This window comes from Rhizobium sp. SAFR-030, from assembly GCF_059415005.1.
Map to the genome: position 1 here is coordinate 24,635 of NZ_JBPFDO010000001.1, position 19,518 is coordinate 44,152.

Below are 19,518 nucleotides of genomic sequence, written 5' to 3' on the forward strand. Positions count from 1 at the left end.
GTCAGACGCATAGGCAGGTCTCCGCTTTCCGCGGCGGCGCTAGCCCAGATTGTTGCTGCTGTCGCAGCGTTGACCGTTGCCCGAGCCGGTGCGGGCATCCTGCCACCACCGGTCCTTCTGGGCCTGGCGCTGGCGGTCCAGATCGCCGTGGCACTGCTCATCAGCCGATACGCACGACTGCCAGTGTGGTGGCGGTGGATTGCCGTCCTGTTCCCCGTCGCGGTCTGTCTGACGCTCTCCGTGCCCGGCCTGCCAGCCTGGCCCTTCGGTCTCGCATTCCTCGTTCTCGCCCTGCTGTTTTCGAATACCGCCAAGGAACGCGTGCCGCTCTACCTCAGCAACCGCAAGACGGCGGAGGCGCTGATTGCGCTGATGGAGGAGAAAGGCGGCCGGCGGTTTCTCGACATCGGCTCGGGACTGGGCGGCGTGGTGCGGGCGGTCGACGGCAACGGGCGCAGCGCCAGCGGCGTCGAGACGGCGCCGCTCGTGTGGGCTGTCTCGGCTTTGATGTCGAAGCTCTCGGGCCGGGGCCGGATCCTGCGGCAGGACCTGTGGAAGACAGAGCTTTCGCAAGAGGATGTCGTTTATGCCTTCCTGTCACCGGAGCCGATGGCGGCGTTGTGGGAGAAGGCGCGCCAGGAGATGAAACCCGGCAGCCTGCTCGTGTCGAACAGTTTTGCCGTGCCGGGCGTCGAGCCGGACGAAGTGTGGGAGATCGGCGATCGCCGTTCGACGCGGCTGTTGATCTACGCGATCAACCGGGATCGCGGTCGGACCCGAGGGGACGGGAGCGTCTAGCGCTCCCACTCCTCTTTCTCGGGAAGCGGCAGGATCCCGAGCTTCTGCTCCAGCGCGTTTGCCTGCTGCTCGGAGAGCCGAAGGTCGAAGGCGACGGAACCATCCTCGCGGTCTTCGCGACCGTCAATGACGGCGTTCTCGTAGATCCACGAGACCAGCGACAGCTTCTGCGGCGGAATAACAATCGTCGCCTCCGTCAGCACACCCGACAGGCGCCGGGAGATCTCGTCCATCAGCGCGTCGACACCCTCGCCGGTGATCGCCGAGACCGCCATGACGTTCTGCCGACCGGCTGCCCGTTCGACAACGGCATCGTGAGCTTCCGGCTCAAGCCTGTCCATCTTGTTCCAGACCTCGATGATGCGCTCGTCGCGTTCCTTCTCGTCGATGCCGAGATCGTCGAGAATGCGCAGCACGTCCGCCGACTGGGCGGCATTGTCCGGATCCGACATGTCGCGCACGTGCAGCACGAGGTCGGCTTCCAGAACCTCTTCGAGCGTCGCCCGGAAGGCTGCGACCAGATGCGTCGGCAGGTCGGAGATGAAGCCGACAGTGTCGGACATGATAACCGTGCGGCCCTGCGGCAGCTTCATCCGCCTGAGCGTCGGGTCGAGCGTGGCAAACAGCATGTCTTCGGCCAGGACCCCGGCACCGGTGATGCGATTGAACAGCGTCGACTTGCCGGCATTGGTATAGCCGACCAGCGCCACGATTGGATGCGGCACCTTGCGGCGCTTGGCCCGGTGCAGCTGGCGCGTGCGCACCACCTGCTCCAGTTCCTTCTCGAGCTTGATGATGCGATCCTGCAGCTGACGGCGGTCGGCCTCGATCTGCGTTTCGCCGGGGCCGCCCATGAAGCCGGCGCCACCGCGCTGGCGTTCAAGGTGGGTCCAGCTGCGGACCAGACGGCCCTTCTGGTAGTTGAGGTGCGCCAGATCGACCTGCAGCGTGCCTTCCTTGGTGGAGGCGCGGCGGCCGAAGATTTCCAGGATCAGGCCGGTGCGGTCGACGACCTTGGCGTTCCACTCCTTCTCCAGGTTGCGCTGCTGAACCGGCGTCAGCGGGTGGTCGACGATGACCAGGCCGGCATTTTCCTCGTCGAGCTGCTGCTTGATCTCTTCGATCTTGCCGGTGCCGATCAGGGTCGCCGGGCGCGGCTGGGCGACCGTGACGATCAACCCCTTGACGATGGTGAGGTCGATGGCGCGCGCCAGACCGATCGCCTCTTCCAGACGCGCTTCATCGGACCGGCGCGGCGATGCCAGGGCCGCTTCCGACTGTGCGTGATGCTGGGCTCGTGATTGTTTCAGCACCGGAACGAGCACCAGCGCGCGCATGTCGTCGCGGTGCTTCTCGAGTTCCGGCACGAGGGATTCGTTGGATGTATCGCGTGTGGCTATTGCCGTCGTCCTTCGTCATGCAGTGCGTGTCCGGCAGTGCCGGCCGCTTCGGTGGGGTGCGGAATTGGCGTGGGCATAACCGCCGGCAGTGCTGGCGGTTGCAGGGCCCGATCGACATCGTCGTCGGCCCCGCACCCGTGTCCAATCCTCAAATGGGACCGAAGGTCGAAAAATTCAACGGGCACCCACCGGCAGGACGATCGGCCTGTCAGGCCGCGCTTTCCTCGCTTTCGAACATCTGCATCGGCTGGCCGGGCATGATGGTCGAGATCGCGTGCTTGTAGACAAGCTGCGAGTGGCCGTCCCGGCGCAGCAGGACGCAGAAGTTGTCGAACGAGGTGACAACGCCGGTCAGCTTGACGCCGTTGATGAGGAAGATAGTCAATGAGATTTTCTGCTTCCGGACCGTGTTGAGAAACAGGTCCTGAAGATTCTGAGAACGTTCCGCCATAGCGCCGCTTCTTTCTTTCTTGCCGGCAGATGCGCCGGGATATTGATGTCGTTCGGAAAAGACCGCGGCAAAACCCTCTCCTGCCCCCGCCGTCCACACAGTTGGTTATCAAATCACCGTGTGTTCCGCAACGCCGAATAAACGGGTGCGACGCGTCACGCAGGCGGCCGGTGCCAAGGCTGACAGAGCCCGTCGCAGGCGAGATGCGGGGGCAGACGAACCGAGCGGTACGCGTGCGTCCCGAAGGCAGCATGTCGCGCGTCGACTACCCACTGGACTGGCAGATCGGCAGGACGCTCAGAAATACTGGATGGAGACCCGGAACAGCTGCTCGACGTCGCGCACTGAGCGGGAGGTCGCCAGCAGCACCACCCGGTCGCGGGCCTTGATCTTCGTCGAGCCGTCGGGACGCAGCACTTCGCCGTTGCGGTAGATCGCGCCGATGCGGATGCCGGCCGGCAGGTCGAGCTCACGGAACGACCGCCCGACGAGCGGCGAGGTTTCGAGCGCCTCGGCCTCGATGATCTCCGCGGCGCCATTCTGCACCGCATAGACCGAACGGATACGCCCCTTGCGGACATGCTGGAGAACCCGCGAAATGGTCACCGCGCGCGGGTTGATCAGCGAATCGATGTTCAGCGAACTCGACACATCGCCGAGCGACGACGAGTTCACCAGCACCAGGCTCGACTTGCAGCCATGCGCCTTGGCCATGACTCCGCCGAGGATGTTGACCTGGTCGCTGTTGGTCAGCGCCACCATCAGGTCGGCATCCTGGATATCCGCCTGCTGCAGGATCGCCTGATCGAGTGCCGAGCCGTGCAGCACCACCGCATGCCGCAGTTTTTCGGCGACCGCCACGGCGCGCTCGCGGTCTGTCTCGATCAGCTTCACATGCACCTTCGGCTGCATCTCCTCGATGCGGCGGGCGACGTAGTAGCCGATATTGCCGGCTCCGGCGATAACGATGCGGGCCGCCTCCTGCTCCTCGTGGCCGAACAGGCCGAGCGTGCGGCGGGTGTGATCGCGCCGGCAGATGACATAGGCAAGGTCGCCCGGCTGCAGCTGATCGCCGGAACGCGGCACCATCAGCCGACCGTCGCGGTAGATGCCGACCACCGTCGCCACCAGATCCGGAAACAGCTGGCTCAACTGCTCGAGCGGCGTGCTGATCACCGGGCAGTCTTCCATGCATTCAATGGCGACCATGGCGATGTTGTCTTCGGCAAACCGCACGACATCTGTGGCGCCGGGAAAGGAGATCCGCCGGAGGATCATCTTGCCGACCTCGATCTCCGGCGAGATGGTCACGTCGATCGACATGTTCTTGCTGCTGAACAGGTCGGCATATTCGGGCATCAGGTAGCTCTGGGCGCGGATGCGGGCGATCTTCGTGGGCACGCTGAACAGTGCATGCGCCACTTCGCAGGCGACAATGTTCACCTCGTCGTAGAGCGTCACGGCGATGATCATGTCGGCGTGTTCGGCACCGGCCTTGTCCAGCACGTCCGGATGCGCGCCGTGACCGACGTAGCCGCGCACGTCGAGCGTCTCGGTGATGCCGTTGATCAGCGCCGCCGAGGTGTCGATGACCGAGACCTCATTCTTTTCCTGCGACAGGCGCTCGGCAATGCCGTAACCGACCTGCCCCGCCCCGCAAATTATCACCTTCATCGTCTGCCTTTCAGTGCCGGACCGGGTGCCAGTTCTGCATCAGTCGCCTTTGACCGGCGATCAGACGCCCAGCGACTTCAGCTTCCGGTGCAGCGCCGAGCGCTCCATGCCCACGAATTCCGCCGTGCGCGAGATGTTGCCGCCAAAACGGTTGATCTGCGCCACCAGATAGTCGCGCTCGAACATTTCGCGCGCCTCGCGCAGCGGCAGCGTCATGATGTGGTGATCGCCCTTGGACGACACCTTGGGCAGCATGTCGCCGAGATCGGTCGGCAGCATGTCGGCTGAAATCGGCGTGTCGGGGCCATCGGTGCGGGCGAGAATCATCAGCCGCTCGATGTTGTTGCGCAGTTGACGGATATTGCCCGGCCAGTCATGGGCCTGGAGAACCGCCATCGCATCCTCGCCGATGCGGCGCGGGCGGATACCCGCCTGCTCGGAGATCTGGCGCATGAACATATCGACGAGAAACGGTACGTCCTCGCGCCGCTCGGCAAGCGCCGGCACCTTGACCGGCACGACGGCCAGCCGGTGATAGAGGTCTTCGCGAAAACTGCCCTCGGCGATGAGGCTTTCCAGATGATAGGCCGTCGACGAGATGATGCGGACATCGACCTTGACGCGCTTGGAGCCGCCGACCCGCTCGAACTGCTGGTCGACCAGCACGCGCAGGATCTTGTTCTGCGTTTCGCGCGGCATTTCGCCGACTTCGTCGAGATAGAGGATACCGCGATGGGCCTCTTCGAGCGCACCGATCTTGCGCGCCTGTCCCGGCACGCCCTCGGTGCCGAACAGCGCCACTTCCATGCGGTCCGGCGTGATGGTCGCGGCGTTCAGCGCCACGAACGGGCCGCCGGCGCGCGACGACTTCTTGTGGATCATCCGCGCCACGAGTTCCTTGCCGGAGCCCGACGGCCCGAGGATCATGATGCGGCTGTTGGTGGGCGCCACCTTGTCGATCGTCTGGCGAAGCTGCGAGATCGCCACAGACGTGCCGACCAGTTCGGCGGCATCGCCCGTGCGGCGCTTCAGTTCCGTCACTTCGCGCTTCAGCTTGGAATTTTCGAGAGCCCGCTCGGCAATCAGGATCAGGCGATCCGCCTTGAACGGCTTCTCGATGAAATCGAAGGCACCACGCTTGATGGCGGACACCGCCGTCTCGACATTGCCGTGGCCCGAGATCATCACCACCGGCAGGTCCGGATGGCGGACCTTCACCTCGTCAAGCAAAGCCAGACCGTCAAGCTTGCTGCCCTGCATCCAGATGTCGAGAAACACCAGCCGCGGGACGCGATCCGAAATGGCTGCAAGCGCGCTGTCGCTATCGTGGGCCACACGGGTTTCGTGGCCCTCGTCCGACAAGATGCCAGACACGATATCCCGGATATCGGCCTCGTCATCCACGACCAGAATATCAGACGCCATATGCCACTTCCTTGTTTGCAGTTTCGGACGCCGACGCCACATGCGCATGCGGCAGCAGCACCCGGATCATGGCGCCTCTGCCATGATCGAAATCGGCGGGCGCATCGTGCAGTTCGAGCTGCCCACCGTGTTCCTCGATGATCTTCTTGACGATCGCCAGACCAAGGCCGGTGCCCTTGTCGCGCATCGTCATGTACGGTTCCAGGATCCGGTGACGGTTTTCCACCGGCAGTCCGTTGCCGTTGTCGATGACGTCGATCTGGAAAATGTCCCGGACTTCGTCGAAGGTGGCGCGTACCAGCACCTTGCGACCGTCGCGCTCGACGTCGCTCGGCACTGCTTCGATCGCCTCGACGGCGTTCTTTATGAGGTTGCCGAACGCCTGGCCGAGCATGCGCGCGTCGAACAGGCCTTCCAGCGGCTTGTCGCCAAGCTCGCGCAGGAATTCCACGTGGCTCTCGCCCATCTCGCGCAGGAACAGCGCATCGCGCAGGATGTCGCGCAGATCGGAGCGCTCCTTCGTCGGCTTCGGCATGCGCGCGAACGACGAGAACTCGTCGACCATGCGGCCGATATCGCCGACCTGGCGGACGATGGTATCGGTGCACTGGTCGAAGACGGCGCGGTCGCTCTCGTCAATCTGCTTGCCGTAACGGCGCTTCAGCCGCTCGGCCGACAGCTGGATCGGCGTCAGGGGGTTCTTGATTTCGTGGGCAATGCGGCGGGCAACGTCGGCCCAGGCAGTCGACCGCTGGGCGATCACCAGGTCGGTGATGTCGTCTAGGGTGATGACGTAGGATTCCGCCGTGCTGCGGCTCTCCTCGCGCGTCACCTGGACGCTCAGCGTCCGCTCCTTGCCGCGGCGCATGAGGTTCACTTCCTTGCGAAAGTCGTTGCGCGCCCTGCCCGTCGCCTCCTTCAGCACCTGGTCAATCTCCGGTGCCACATCGACAAGCTGCTGGCCGATCAGTTCGTCCTCGGTCAGCCCCAAAAACTCTTCGGCGGACGGATTGACGATCGAGATGCGATGGTCGTCCTCGACGCCGATGACGGCGGCCGTAACGCCCGAGAGCACCGCCTCGATGAACCGCCGACGGTCGTCGACCTCGTCCTTGGCGACCAGGATCTCGTCGCGCTGGCTGCGGATCTGCGAGATCATCTTGTTGAAGGTCCGCGACAGGTTGCCGACGTCGCCGTCGGCCGAGCGCACGGGCACCACGACGTTGAGATTGCCGGTCGCGACGTTGTCTGCCGCCGAGATCAGCAGCCGGATCGGCCGCACGATCCGGTCAGCGACAGCGATCGCCGTCCAGATCGCTGCCAGGAGGACGATCAGCGCAAAGCCGAGATAGAGCACCGCGAAGGCGAGCTGCAGGCTCATGCGCCCCGCCTCCATCGCCTGGTATTCGGCGCGGTTGTCTTCCATCAGCCGCATCGCCGACATCACCTTCGGATCGACGGCGCGGATCGTATAGAGGAACGAGCCCGGCAACGCCTCGAGCTTGATGATGGCGCCGACGAGATTGGTGACGCCAGGCGGGATGAGCGTCGGCTGGCCGGCGGCCGAGGTCGCGAGCGCATCGGCGGGCACGGCGGGCAACGGCTTTTCGGTCTTGATATCGGCCTGGGCGATGGCAGCGCCGTCCTCGCGCACCAGAAAGGCGCCGAGCATGCCGCGGCCGCGTGCCTGGCGCGTCATCAGGTCGACGAAGCCGGTGCGGTCGAGATAGAACATCGGCCGGTTGCGCTCGAGGTCGTTTGCCATCGACACGGTCTGGCCCTGCAGGTAGCTGGCATTTTCCAGCATGTAGGCGCGCGCGACATCCAGCGACGATTGGACGATCGACTGGGTGCGCAGCGAAAACCACCGGTCGAGGCCGACATTGAGGGTGATGCTGGCAAAGATCGCCACCAGAACCGCCGGCGTGATGGCGACGATGGAGAACAGGACGACGATCCGCACATGCAGGCGGGCTGCCGCACGGCCGCGGCGGCGGGCACGGATCAGCCGGCCGACTTCACGGGCGATCAGGTAGATCAGGCCGAGAATGAAGAGCGCGTTGAGTACGGCCGATGCGATGACGACATTGCTGGTCGGCGCAATCGGTGTCAGGCCGAGCAGCACGAAGAGCGTCAGGATGGCGCACAGGAGCGCACCGCCAGCCAGCAGCAGGCCGGGCAGCGCGAAGGACGCTCGTCGATCCTGCACCGACATCGCCAGCTCATCGCTGACGGTCGTTGGCAAGCCATCGGTCATGCGTAACCACTCCCGTCCCCGCTGTCGCGGCGATCCTGAAATCAAAGAGAACCGGCCGGCCGGGTCGCTGCACACGCGGAACATTCCGCACCGAACGACGCACAACCCCGCCCTTCGGCGTCTGCGTTGCTATTGAGCAACGCTTTGTGGCGAAAATGCAACGAATGACGAGATGGAGTCAAGCGGTGCCGGATCAGGAGCTGCGCGAGCTGCGATAGACCGAGACACCGAGCTCGCGGATCTTCTTGCGCAGCGTGTTGCGGTTGAGGCCGAGGAGGTCCGCTGCCTTGATCTGATTGCCGCGGGTGGCCGTGAGGGCGGCCAGAATCAGCGGATACTCCATCTCGGTCAGGACCCGGTCGTAGAGGCCGGGCGGCGGCAGCCCATCGCCGAAGCCGGCGAAATAGCTGCGCATGTTCTCTTCCACCGCCTGGGCGATGGTGAGATTGCCCTGACGGGCACCCATCTTGTCGATCGGGCTGTCGGGAACGTCGGAGCGCAGTTCAGATTCCATGATCTCGCGGGTGATGACATCCTGCGGATAGAGCGCCATCAGCCGCCGCACGAGGTTTTCGAGCTCCCGGACGTTTCCCGGCCAGGCGTAGCCCTTCATGATGTCCAGCGCTTCGTTGTCAAACCGCTTGGCGTCGAGGCCTTCCTTTTCGCCGAGCTGCATGAAGTGACGCACCAGATCGGCGATGTCCTCGGCGCGATCGCGCAGCGGCGGCAGGCGCAACGGCACGACGTTCAACCGGTAATAGAGGTCCTCGCGGAAGAGGCCCTGGTTGATCAGCTGCTTGAGATCCTTGTTGGTCGCCGCAACGATGCGCACATCGGTGCGGATGGGCGTGCGACCGCCGACCGTCGTGTACTCGCCCTGCTGCAGAACGCGCAGCAGGCGCGTCTGGGCATCCATCGGCATGTCGCCGATCTCGTCCAGGAACAGCGTGCCGCCCTCGGCCTGCTCGAAGCGGCCGGTCGAGCGGTTCTGGGCGCCGGTGAAAGCTCCCTTCTCGTGGCCGAAAAGCTCCGATTCGATCAGGTCGCGCGGGATTGCGGCCATGTTGATGGCGACGAACGGACCGTTCCGACGCTTGCCGTAATCATGCAGCGCGCGCGCCACCAGTTCCTTGCCGGTGCCCGATTCGCCGGTGATCATCAGCGTCAGGTCCGTCTGCATCAGGCGGGCCAGTACCCGGTAGATTTCCTGCATCGCCGCCGAACGGCCAACGAGCGGCATGCCGTCCTGCATATCGTCGTCGAGTTTCGCCGGCTTGCGCTTCGGCTCGGCGAGCGCCCTGCCGATGATGGCGATCAGTTCAGTGAGGTCGAACGGCTTCGGCAGGTAGTCGTAGGCGCCCTTCTCCGAGGCCTTGATCGCCGTCATGAAGGTATTCTGGGCGCTCATCACCAGCACCGGAAGCTCCGGCCGGGCCTTCTTGATGCGCGGCAGGAGGTCGAAGGCATTCTCGTCGGGCATCACGACGTCAGTCACGACGAGATCTCCCTCGCCTGCCGAGATCCAGCGCCACAGGGTGGCGGCATTCGAGGTGATGCGGACATCATAGCCGGCGCGAGTCAGTGCCTGGTTCAGCACCGTGCGGATGGCCGCATCGTCATCGGCTACAAGAATGGTAGCGGTCATTTCGAGCTTCCTGTCGTGGTCAAGGAACGGATCTCATCGTGGAAACCGTCGTCCTTGTGCATGGGCATCAATACGCGAAAGATGGTGCGGCGCGCCTGGCTGTCGCACTCGACAATGCCGCCGTGGCCGCCGATGATCTTGGCGACGAGGGCAAGTCCGAGGCCGGAGCCGTTCGTCTTGGTGGTGATGAACGGATCGAACAGATGCGGCAGAAGATCGGTCGGCACGCCGGGTCCGTTGTCGATGACGCAGAATTCCAGCGGCAGCGAGATTTTTTCGCGCGTGCCGGCCACCGAAAGCCTGATCCCGGGGCGATAGGCGGTGGTCAGCATGATCTCGCCGTCCGGCTGCCCGGCCACCGCCTCGGCGGCGTTCTTGATGAGGTTGAGGAACACCTGCACCAGCTGGTCGCGATTGGCATAGACCGGCGGCAGCGACGGATCGTAGTTTTCGTGGATCTTGATGTCGCGGGCAAACCCGGCCTTGGCCACCGCCTTCACGTGATCGAGCACCGAATGGATGTTGAGCGCGATCCGGTCCACCGGGCGCTCGTCGGAAAACACTTCCATTCGGTCGACGAGCGAAACGATGCGGTCGGTCTCGTCGCAGATCAGCCGCGTCAGGGGACGGTCCTCGTCCGGAACCGAGGTCTCGAGCAGCTGGGCTGCGCCGCGGATGCCCGACAGCGGGTTCTTGATCTCGTGCGCCAGCATGGAGGCGAGACCGGTGACCGAGCGGGCCGCGGCGCGGTGCGTCAGCTGCCGGTCGATCTTGTCGGCCATCGAGCGCTCCTGGAAGACGACGACGACCGAGCCCGGTTCACTGACGACGGGCGCCACATAGAGGTCGACGAGCTTTTCCTGGCCGAGCCGCGGCGAGGACAGGTCGACCCGGTACTCGTTCACCGGCGCCTTGCGCTCGCGCACCTGGTCGATCAGCGCCAGAAGCGGGCTGCCGAATGGAATGAAGGTGGAGATCTTGTTCTTTGCCAGATGCGGCGCGCTGGCGCCGAAGAAGGCTTCCGCTTCCCAATTGGCGAAGGCGATCCGCCCGTCGACATCGACGAGGATGACCGGGTTCTGGACCGAGTTCAGCACGGCCATGGCAAGCGCGTTGCCGCTGCCCGTGTCTGGCGATTTCGCGTTCATGCGGCCTCCTTGCAGGCTTCGCCGGAATTGTCTGAAAGCTGCTCGGCGAGGACGCGCAGCACCACATGCGGATTGCTCTCGGTCATCAGCTTCGCCTTGGACGCAGCGGCAGCCTGCGGCGCGTGCCGGTCGAGATACCAGCCGACATGCTTGCGCGCATGCCGCAGCCCGGCCTCAAGGCCGTAGAAGTCCAGCATGTGTTCATAGTGGGCGCAGGCGATCTCGGCGCTTTCGGCGGGGCTTGGCGCGGCGTGGCCGGCCAGAACGCCCGGATGCCATGGACGGCCCTGGGCGCCACGGCCAAGCATCACCGCGTCGGCGCCGGAGCGTGAGAGGATTTCGTGCGCGTCCTCGACCGTCTCGACATCGCCATTGGCGATCAGCGGGATGGAGAGGACGTCGCGCACCCGGCGAATGGCATCCCAGTCGGCGCGTCCCTCATAGAACTGCATGCGGGTGCGCCCATGGACGGTCACCAGCTGAACGCCGGCATCTTCGGCGCGCTTGGCGATCTGCGGCGCATTCAGGGAATTCTCGTCCCAGCCGAGACGCATCTTCACGGTCACCGGCACCGAGACCGCGCCGACGACGGCCTCGATCAGCGACAGCGCATGATCCGGATCGCGCATCAAGGCTGAGCCGGAATAGCCGCCCGTCACCTTCTTTGCCGGACAGCCCATGTTGATGTCGATGATGTCGGCACCGTTGGCTTCCGAGATGCGCGCGGCCTCGGCCATCCAGTGGGCTTCGCGGCCAGCAAGCTGCACCATGTGCGGGTCGATGCCGGCGCCCTTCAGCCGTTCCCAACTCTCGCCCTTGTTGTGGGCAAGCTCGCGGCTCGCCACCATTTCCGTCACCACCAGGCCGGCACCGTGACGCCAGGCAATCTGCCGGAACGGCAGGTCGGTGACGCCGGACATCGGCGCCAGCACAATCCGGTTGGCGATGGTGATGCGCCCGATGGACAGTGGCGAGGCGAGATCTATGGCTTTCAAATGATGATCTTTCGGGCAGAAAAGACATATGCACGATTTTTATTCACACTTTGGGCATTTGCCAAGGCCTAATCCCGATGTGCGTTATTTCTAGGCGTCGTGCTGGAAAAGCGGCATTTGAGTCTATAGTTCTCCGCTGTCAATTCCCTCCGCCAATGAATCTCGGGAAGCAGGTCGAACAGTGACAGACATGACAATCGGCATCGTCGTCGTCGCGGCAGGACGCGGGGAACGCGCCGGCTCGCCGGAGGAAGGTCCGAAGCAATATCGCAGCATCGGCGGCGAAGCGGTCATCCGCCACGCGGTCAGGACCTGCCTTTCCTGGCAGCGGAGCGGACCGGTGGTGGTCGTCCTGCATCCCGACGATGAGGCGCTGTTTGCGAGCGCGGTGCGCGGCTTGGACGGAGCGGCGAGAATCAGCACGACACCCGGCGGCGCGACCCGCCAGCAATCGGTGTTCGCCGGGTTGAAGGTACTGTCGGCGACCGATGCGACGCATGTGATGATCCACGACGCGGCGCGGCCGTTCCTCGACCACGCGCTGATGGACCGGATCGCCGCCGCATTCGAAGACGGTCACGAGGCGGTGCTGCCGGCGCTCCCCGTCACCGACACGCTGAAGCGCATTGGCGCCGACGGCGTGGTGCACGAGACCGTGCCGCGCGCCGGGCTCTACGCGGCACAGACGCCGCAGAGCTTTTCGCTGTCAGCCATTCGCGCCGCCCACGGGAAGGCGGCCGCGCTACGACGCGACGACTTCACCGACGACGCCGCCATCGCCGAATGGTGTGGCATGACGGTCATGCTGGTGGAAGGCTCCGTCGACAACACCAAGCTTACGCTGCAGAGAGATATCGCCATGGCCGATGAGAAGCTATCCCGTCACCCCGCCCTTCCGGACGTGCGCACCGGCAACGGATACGACGTGCACCAACTGGTTCCGGGCAACGGCGTGACGCTCTGCGGCGTGTTCATTCCTCACGACCAGACGCTCAGCGGCCATTCCGATGCGGACGTGGCCCTGCACGCGCTGACCGACGCGCTGCTCGCCACCTGCGGCGAAGGCGATATCGGCGACCATTTTCCGCCGACGGATCCGCAATGGCGGGGTGCGGCATCGCGCATCTTCCTCGCCCATGCGGCGGAGATTGTCCGCCGTCGCGGCGGCATCATCACCAATGCCGATATCTCGCTGATTGCCGAGGCGCCCAAGGTTTCCCCGCACCGCGCCGCAATGCGCGCCAATCTCGCCGAAGTGCTCGGCATCTCGCTCGACAGATGCTCGGTCAAGGCGACGACCAACGAGAAGATCGGGTTCATCGGCCGCAAGGAAGGCATCGCCGCCATCGCCACGGCAACGGTCATCTACGGGAGGCTCGAAACGTGAGCCTGTTCCCGCCGGCGATCGACGCACAGGCGCAGGCGGTGGTCGGCCTCTACGGCGCGCGCGGCTGGATGGCGTCGACGGCGGAATCGTGCACCGGCGGCCTGATTGCCGGAGCCTTGACCGAAGTGTCCGGCTCCTCGGCGGTGGTCGACCGCGGCTTTGTCACCTATAGCAACGCTGCGAAGATGGATCTGCTGGGGGTTCAGGCCGAAACGCTCGACACGTTCGGCGCCGTCTCCCGCGAGACGGCTCTGCAGATGGCCAAGGGCGCGCTGATGCGCTCGCGCGCTCATGTGTCGATTGCCGTCACCGGTATCGCCGGACCCGGTGGCGGATCGGTGGAGAAGCCCGTCGGCCTCGTGCACCTGGCAGCCGCCTGCAAGGATGGAAGGCTGATCCACAAGGAGATGCGCTACGGCGACCTCGGACGCCAGGGCATCCGCCTTTCGACCGTCGAGACGGCACTCTCCATGCTGATGGAAATCGCTCAGGCGTAGATCTTGTCGGCCCGCTGCTCGAACGCCTCGGCGAACATGCGGAAGGCGCGATCGAACATCGATCCCATCACCGCCCCGAGAATACGGCTCTTGAACTCGTAGTCGATGAAGAAGTCGACGACACAGCCTTCAGGCGAAGGCGTGAAATGCCAGCGGTTGTCGAGATACTTGAACGGCCCCTCGATGTATTTGACGTCGATCGTCAGTTCCGCAGGGTTGAGCAGCACCTGCGTCGTGAACGTCTCGCGGATCGCCTTGTAGCCGACCGTCATGTCGGCGAGCAGCAGCGTCTTGCCGTCCCGTTCCTTGCGCGAGCGGATGCTCAGCGCATCGCAGAGCGGCAGGAACTGCGGATACTTCTCGATGTCGGCGACCAGCGCGAACATGTTTTCTGGCGAATGCCGGACGGGGCGATGATTTTCGAACTTTGGCATGGTCTTGAGCTAATGGCGCGCGGGTCAGTTGGCAAGTGACACTTGGTCGCTCGGATCCACGGGTTGAGCAAGGATCTGCGGATCAGGTCCGCTGCGTTTGGTGCTCCGGCCGGTGCAGCCGGAGATCGGCGTTCGTCGTCAGCCGGGATGTCGAGGCGCCCGGAAGGCCGGGCGCCTGCCACGGATTACTCGGCAGCAATCAGAAGCTTGCGCTCGCGCGCCGCCTTCAGCCGGGCGAAATCGTCGCCGGCATGGTGCGACGAGCGGGTGAGCGGGCTCGACGACACCATCAGGAAGCCCTTGGTGTAGGCGACCGTCTCGTAGGACTTGAATTCCTCGGGCGTCACGAAGCTCATCACGGCGTGGTGCTTCTTGGTCGGCTGCAGGTACTGGCCGATGGTAAGGAAATCCACTTCGGCGGTGCGCAGGTCGTCCATCAGCTGCAGCACTTCGTTGCGCTCCTCGCCGAGCCCGACCATGATGCCAGACTTGGTGAACATCGTCGGATCCAGTTCCTTCACCCGCTGCAAGAGCCGCACCGAATGGAAGTAGCGTGCACCCGGGCGGACGGTCAGATAGTTGCCGGGCACGGTTTCCATGTTGTGGTTGAAGACGTCGGGCTTGGCGGCAACGACGCGCTCCAGCGCACCCGGCTTCTTCAGGAAGTCCGGTGTCAGGATCTCGATGGTGGTGAGCGGCGACGCGGCGCGGATCGCCCAGATCACCTTCTCGAAATGCTCGGCGCCGCCGTCTTCCAGATCGTCGCGGTCGACGGAGGTGATGACGACGTGGCTGAGGCCCATCTGCCGGACGGCCTTGGCGACATTCTCCGGCTCGTCCATGTCGAGCGCGTTGGGCTTGCCGGTCGCGACATTGCAGAAGGCGCAGGCACGGGTGCAGATCTCACCCATGATCATGAAGGTCGCGTGCTTCTTGTCCCAGCACTCGCCGATGTTCGGGCAGCCGGCCTCTTCGCATACCGTCACCAGCTTATGGCTGCGCACGAGTTCGCGGGTTTCGTGGTAGCCCTTCGAGGTCGGCGCGCGGACGCGGATCCATTCCGGCTTGCGCATCACCTCGGTATCGGGGCGATGGGCCTTTTCCGGGTGGCGGACGCGCTTGGCATCGTCCGGCGTGATCCGATCGAGAATAGTGACCATTAGAACCTGCTTTCAACCGCTCGCGCGAAACGCTGTCAGCGCCTGACGAGTTTGGCGACGAATAACAAAATGCACGAGCCGATGAAACCCGTCACCAGGTAACCCAGCCAACCGCTGGCGACATAGATGCCGGCGCGGGCAAAGATGGCGTTGGCAAGCACCGCGCCGACGATGCCGATCACGATGTTCATCAACAGGCCGAAGCGCATATCCATCAGCTTCCCGGCGAGCCAACCCGCCAGACCGCCGATGATAATCGCCGCAAACCAACCCACACCCATCCGTCACTCCCGTTCGCGCTGTGGCCGAAATATGGGCGGGCCGCCAGCCAATCGCAATATGCCGTCCATTCCGCAGGGGCCAGGCGAGTGTCTCTCGCCAGGCCCCTGACCTTCAGCATTGAGCGCGCGCGCATCGCGGCCAAGAATTCGCCTGCTGTCTCAGGCGTTCAGCACGCGTCCATAGGCGTCCAGCACGCTTTCCTTCATCATCTCGGAGAGCGTCGGATGCGGGAAGATCGTGTGCATCAGCTCCTCTTCCGTCGTCTCGAGGTTCATTGCCACGACGAAACCCTGGATCAGCTCCGTCACCTCGGCGCCGACCATGTGGGCGCCCAGCAGTTCGCCGGTCTTCTTGTCGAAGATCGTCTTCACCATGCCCTGGTCCTCGCCAAGCGCGATCGCCTTGCCGTTGGCGGCGAACGAGTAGCGGCCGACGCGGATTTCGCGGCCGGCTTCCTTGGCCTTGGCTTCCGTCAGACCGACCGATGCGACCTGCGGATTGCAGTAGGTGCAGCCAGGAATGCGGCTCTTCTCCATCGGATGGACGCCCGGCACACCGGCGATCTTCTCGATGCAGATGACGCCTTCATGCTCGGCCTTGTGGGCGAGCATCGGCGGCCCGGCAACGTCGCCGATCGCATAGAGGCCGTCGACATTGGTTTTGCCGTAGCCGTCGATGACGATGCAGCCGCGGTCGGTCTTGACGCCCAGCGTCTCGAGCCCGAGGTTCTCGATGTTGCCCTGGACGCCGACAGCCGAAATCAGCCGGTCGGCGGTGATCTGCTGGATCTTGCCGTCCTTGGTCTCGATATGCGCGGTGATCGAGTCCGCGCCCTTCTCGACCTTCGTCACCTTCGCTTCGGTGATGATCTTCAGGCCGCGCTTTTCAAGCTGCTTGCGGGCGAAGGTGGAAATTTCCACATCCTCGACCGGCATGATGTTGGCCATCAGCTCGACGACCGTCACGTCGACGCCCATCGAGCGGTAGAAGGAGGCAAACTCGATGCCGATCGCGCCCGAACCCATGACCACCATGGACTTCGGCATGACGTCCGGCTTCATGGCCTCGAAATAGGTCCAGATCAGCTTGCCATCCGGCTCGATTCCCGGCAGTGCCCGCGGACGGGCGCCGGTCGCAACGATGATGTGCTTGGCGGTGTAGGTGCCCTCGCCCAGCACGCCCTTCGGCACCGGGTTCTGCGGCTGGACGACCGGTTTGGTCATCTTGCCGACGACAATCTCGGCCATCTGCGAACCGGAAGAGGGCTTGGTGAGCTTCGCCTCGCCCCAGATAACGTCGATCTTGTTCTTCTTCATCAGGAAGCCGACGCCGCCATTGAGGCGTGCCGAGACGCCGCGCGAACGAGCCACGACATCCTTGACGTCGGCCGTCATGGTGCCGTTCAGCGTCAGGCCGTAGGCTTTAGCGTGATTGGCATTGTCCAGCACTTCGGCGGACCGCAAAAGAGCCTTGGTCGGGATGCAGCCCCAGTTGAGGCAGATGCCGCCCAGGTGTTCGCGCTCGACGATGGCCGTCTTCAGGCCGAGCTGCGCCGCGCGGATGGCCGTGACATAGCCGCCGGGGCCAGAACCGATGATGATGACGTCGTAGGATTGAGCCATTGGCGCTTGCACTCCTTGAGAACCTTGCGAAACGGCCGGAGCCGTCTTCTTCTTCAGTCGAGGGAGTGGAAGCTTTGGCTGGCGTCAGACCTCGCTCTGCTCGGTCTGCGGCTCTGCCCGCATCAACATCCCGTATATTTCGTCCTTCAACGCCAGACGGCGCTTGCGCATTGTCGACATCACCACATCGTCGGAGGGCTCGATACCCGCCTCGGCCAGATGGATGCGATGATTGACATCCTCGTATTCCGCCGCAATGCGGTGGAAGTGCCCGTCGATCGTCCGGAGATGGCGCATCTGCACCAGGTGTTCCGGAAATTCTTCGGCGAGGTGGTGCGGCGTGTTCGACATGGTCCGTCCTCCATATGTGGATGAGACGGCCATGCTACAATCAATCTCTGCCCTTGCTCCTTGACCCTGATCAAACCTGCCGAAGCTGCGTCACAGCCCCAGCATCATGCGCACGATCGGCTCCAACCCGCGCCCCACGGAGCGGGTATTCTCGGCATCCAGATGGATGCCGTCGAGCGGCGTCGTCTCAGCCACCGAGCCGGCGTCGAAGAAGCCACATCCGGTCTCGTCGGCCAGATCGCGGTAGAGGCTGGCGAGCATCGCCGATTCCTCGAGCGCATCACGAAACATTGCAGCGAACGGTGCATTCGCCGTCTCGCAGACCTTCGGCGGCGCCACGAGAAGAATGTCCGGCGCATCAAAATCGCTCGACCAGACATGATAGCGGACGATGTTGACCAGCCGCTTCATGCCGCGCACCGCCGCGAAGGCCGATCCTGCCGGTCCGCGCTTCAGGTCGTTGGTGCCGAGCATCAGGATGACAAGATCCAGAGGCGCATGCGTCTCCAGGATACTCGGCAGCAGCTTGGCGCCATTGCGCTCGCAGTCGGCGAGATGATCGTCGTAGGCGGTCGTACGGCCGTTCAGACCCTCGGCGATGACGTTGACCGACGGCCCGAGTGCCACCTGCAGCACGTTCGGCCAGCGATCCTCGTAGGCGTGCCTGGAGAGAGACGACGGATCGTATCCCCAGGTCAGGCTGTCGCCGTAAGCCAGAACGGAACGCATACTCAACTCACCCAATGACCCGGAAATCCGAAGCACTTACGCGCCTCAAATCCCCGTACGTAACTGAACTAGCGATCTTCAGCGCATCCATGAACGAATTCACTGCATGTAAAAAATGATTTGCGTCCATCATTTCAATTACATCTCCGCGATACATCGTCATATCTCTTAGCTTATTTCGCTTCTTGCTACCCATATCGAGAACCGCAACTGTCGGAGAATTTGGATCATCAACCCCTAGCTCCTCGTAAGCGGCGCGAGCTAGAAAACCAAGGTGCCTAACATCAACGCGTTGAGACTTGCGCGGATTAATGACATGCAATTCAGCGCCGAAATCCTTAGTAAACAAGATGCCCCGAATACTCGTCTTTACCCGCAGGCCACCAACTGTTCTCGGATCTTGCGAAACCGGATACCAACGCCCCTCCGCCTTATATTGATCACGAAGTGACTTCATACCGTCGATTAACCACGCGGTTTTCCACCAGCTTGTAATTTCCTCATCTGATAACGGCGCTCGCCAAATTCTTGGCATCCGCGTCCAAACGGGCCTGTATGAGCCCCAACCTCGACCTCCCAGATACGCCAAGAACTCAGGATTTGAGGCAGTTTGCATCACGTCTATGTCAAAGACGTTGGGAGTAGCAAATCGCATTATATCCAATGCTTCAAAGGTCTTGACGCTCATAGAAAGCACCTCGTTCGAATCAGCCGCTACTAATCAATAAAGCGACCAATATCGGCGAAACAAGTCAGTTGAGCCGCTTCCCCCCATAAATGTTGGCAAAATGTTCCGCTATCTCGATGTCAGAGAGCACCAAATCCGAAGCTTCCTTTTCCTCACCCCGATACTTCCGGAACCAAGGGCCATCCTTTCTGTGAGTTTCTGAAACCAACCAAGATGATGATTTCGCTACAAAAAACTGGCTCGCCTTCATTAGAACGGGCGATATCCGCAATTCAGCTCTAGCTGAAGAAACAGGTTCGAATTCGCCAGTCTCGTAATTTTGAAAGGACATCAGTTGCGTGACGTCTCTATCCCCGAAATTCTTCAATCGATGATACAACGAGGACACTACGGGGCCGTTTTTCCAACATTCAAGTCTATTCCTTATCAGTGGCGCTTCTTCGCGAGCCAGTGAAACTCCGTGCAGAAAGTAGACCAGCTTATTGAGCTTGAGGTTCGTCAATGAAAATTGGCTGCTGCTGTAATTCAACAACAGCCAATTCACTACTTCTGACACCTCAAGAGCGTCCTCCTTT

The 19,518-nt window shown here is 63.1% G+C and carries 19 protein-coding genes; 3 read left to right on the forward strand and 16 right to left on the reverse strand.

All coding sequences use genetic code 11. The features are described from left to right. Positions 1-69: 69 nt before the first annotated feature. Complete coding sequence (locus ACR65N_RS00145) at positions 70-798, forward strand: class I SAM-dependent methyltransferase (RefSeq protein ID WP_440455304.1); 729 nt, start codon at positions 70-72, stop codon at positions 796-798. Here the strand turns inward: ACR65N_RS00145 and hflX are convergent. The 8 genes from hflX to dusB all read right to left on the reverse strand — a co-directional run bounded on the left by hflX (position 795) and on the right by dusB (position 11,793). Further along, a complete protein-coding gene (hflX, locus tag ACR65N_RS00150) occupies positions 795-2,135 on the reverse strand; it encodes a GTPase HflX (protein WP_440456091.1) in 1,341 nt (446 codons plus the stop codon). The two genes, ACR65N_RS00145 and hflX, sit on opposite strands and share 4 nt — an antisense overlap. 271 nt (positions 2,136-2,406) lie before the next feature. After that, the gene (gene hfq / locus ACR65N_RS00155; RefSeq protein ID WP_056335505.1) at positions 2,407-2,649 is read right to left on the reverse strand and encodes an RNA chaperone Hfq; all 243 of its coding nucleotides are present in this window, start codon (positions 2,647-2,649) and stop codon (positions 2,407-2,409) included. Positions 2,650-2,946: 297 nt separating this feature from the next. Beyond that, the gene (trkA, locus tag ACR65N_RS00160) at positions 2,947-4,323 is read right to left on the reverse strand and encodes a Trk system potassium transporter TrkA (protein ID WP_430303515.1); all 1,377 of its coding nucleotides are present in this window, start codon (positions 4,321-4,323) and stop codon (positions 2,947-2,949) included. A 60-nt stretch (positions 4,324-4,383) separates the two neighbouring features. Next, on the reverse strand, positions 4,384-5,748 hold the full coding sequence (gene ntrX, locus ACR65N_RS00165; RefSeq protein ID WP_430303514.1) for a nitrogen assimilation response regulator NtrX: 1,365 nt from the start codon (positions 5,746-5,748) through the stop codon (positions 4,384-4,386). Then, entirely contained in the window at positions 5,738-8,005 is a 2,268-nt protein-coding gene (locus tag ACR65N_RS00170; protein ID WP_440455305.1) for a sensor histidine kinase NtrY-like, read from the reverse strand. The genes ntrX and ACR65N_RS00170 overlap by 11 nt, the downstream gene beginning before the upstream one ends. 193 nt (positions 8,006-8,198) lie before the next feature. Continuing rightward, positions 8,199-9,650 carry a nitrogen regulation protein NR(I) gene (gene ntrC / locus ACR65N_RS00175; RefSeq protein WP_430303512.1) on the reverse strand — a complete coding sequence of 484 codons (1,452 nt, stop codon included), beginning with the start codon at positions 9,648-9,650 and terminating at the stop codon, positions 8,199-8,201. Then, positions 9,647-10,798, reverse strand: coding sequence for a two-component system sensor histidine kinase NtrB (locus tag ACR65N_RS00180; RefSeq protein WP_430303511.1), 1,152 nt, complete (start codon positions 10,796-10,798; stop codon positions 9,647-9,649). The genes ntrC and ACR65N_RS00180 overlap by 4 nt, the downstream gene beginning before the upstream one ends. Beyond that, positions 10,795-11,793 carry a tRNA dihydrouridine synthase DusB gene (gene dusB, locus ACR65N_RS00185; RefSeq protein ID WP_440455306.1) on the reverse strand — a complete coding sequence of 333 codons (999 nt, stop codon included), beginning with the start codon at positions 11,791-11,793 and terminating at the stop codon, positions 10,795-10,797. Before dusB ends, ACR65N_RS00180 begins: the two co-directional genes overlap by 4 nt. A gap of 190 nt (positions 11,794-11,983) precedes the next feature. Here dusB and ACR65N_RS00190 point away from each other — a divergent pair, with 190 nt between their 5' ends. Together ACR65N_RS00190 and ACR65N_RS00195 are read left to right on the forward strand one after the other, a co-directional pair. Next, positions 11,984-13,180, forward strand: coding sequence for a bifunctional 2-C-methyl-D-erythritol 4-phosphate cytidylyltransferase/2-C-methyl-D-erythritol 2,4-cyclodiphosphate synthase (locus ACR65N_RS00190; protein ID WP_440456092.1), 1,197 nt, complete (start codon positions 11,984-11,986; stop codon positions 13,178-13,180). Further along, entirely contained in the window at positions 13,177-13,677 is a 501-nt protein-coding gene (locus tag ACR65N_RS00195) for a CinA family protein (protein WP_440455307.1), read from the forward strand. Before ACR65N_RS00190 ends, ACR65N_RS00195 begins: the two co-directional genes overlap by 4 nt. Here the strand turns inward: ACR65N_RS00195 and ACR65N_RS00200 are convergent. From ACR65N_RS00200 to ACR65N_RS00235, 8 genes are all read right to left on the reverse strand, one after another. Next, entirely contained in the window at positions 13,668-14,111 is a 444-nt protein-coding gene (locus ACR65N_RS00200) for a type II toxin-antitoxin system RatA family toxin (RefSeq protein ID WP_430303508.1), read from the reverse strand. The two genes, ACR65N_RS00195 and ACR65N_RS00200, sit on opposite strands and share 10 nt — an antisense overlap. A 185-nt stretch (positions 14,112-14,296) precedes the next feature. Then, a complete protein-coding gene (gene lipA / locus ACR65N_RS00205) occupies positions 14,297-15,271 on the reverse strand; it encodes a lipoyl synthase (protein ID WP_440455308.1) in 975 nt (324 codons plus the stop codon). A gap of 35 nt (positions 15,272-15,306) precedes the next feature. After that, complete coding sequence (locus ACR65N_RS00210; RefSeq protein ID WP_430303506.1) at positions 15,307-15,552, reverse strand: GlsB/YeaQ/YmgE family stress response membrane protein; 246 nt, start codon at positions 15,550-15,552, stop codon at positions 15,307-15,309. 159 nt (positions 15,553-15,711) lie between these two features. Then, positions 15,712-17,175, reverse strand: a complete 1,464-nt coding sequence (gene lpdA / locus ACR65N_RS00215) for a dihydrolipoyl dehydrogenase (protein ID WP_440455309.1) — start codon at positions 17,173-17,175, stop codon at positions 15,712-15,714. Between the two features lie 84 nt (positions 17,176-17,259). Next, positions 17,260-17,526, reverse strand: a complete 267-nt coding sequence (locus ACR65N_RS00220; protein ID WP_440455310.1) for an HP1242/YdcH family protein — start codon at positions 17,524-17,526, stop codon at positions 17,260-17,262. A 90-nt stretch (positions 17,527-17,616) separates the two neighbouring features. Next, positions 17,617-18,255, reverse strand: a complete 639-nt coding sequence (locus ACR65N_RS00225; RefSeq protein WP_440455311.1) for an SGNH/GDSL hydrolase family protein — start codon at positions 18,253-18,255, stop codon at positions 17,617-17,619. A gap of 7 nt (positions 18,256-18,262) precedes the next feature. Further along, the gene (locus ACR65N_RS00230) at positions 18,263-18,943 is read right to left on the reverse strand and encodes a hypothetical protein (RefSeq protein ID WP_440455312.1); all 681 of its coding nucleotides are present in this window, start codon (positions 18,941-18,943) and stop codon (positions 18,263-18,265) included. Between the two features lie 64 nt (positions 18,944-19,007). After that, positions 19,008-19,499, reverse strand: coding sequence for a Panacea domain-containing protein (locus ACR65N_RS00235; RefSeq protein WP_440455313.1), 492 nt, complete (start codon positions 19,497-19,499; stop codon positions 19,008-19,010). Positions 19,500-19,518: the final 19 nt, after the last annotated feature.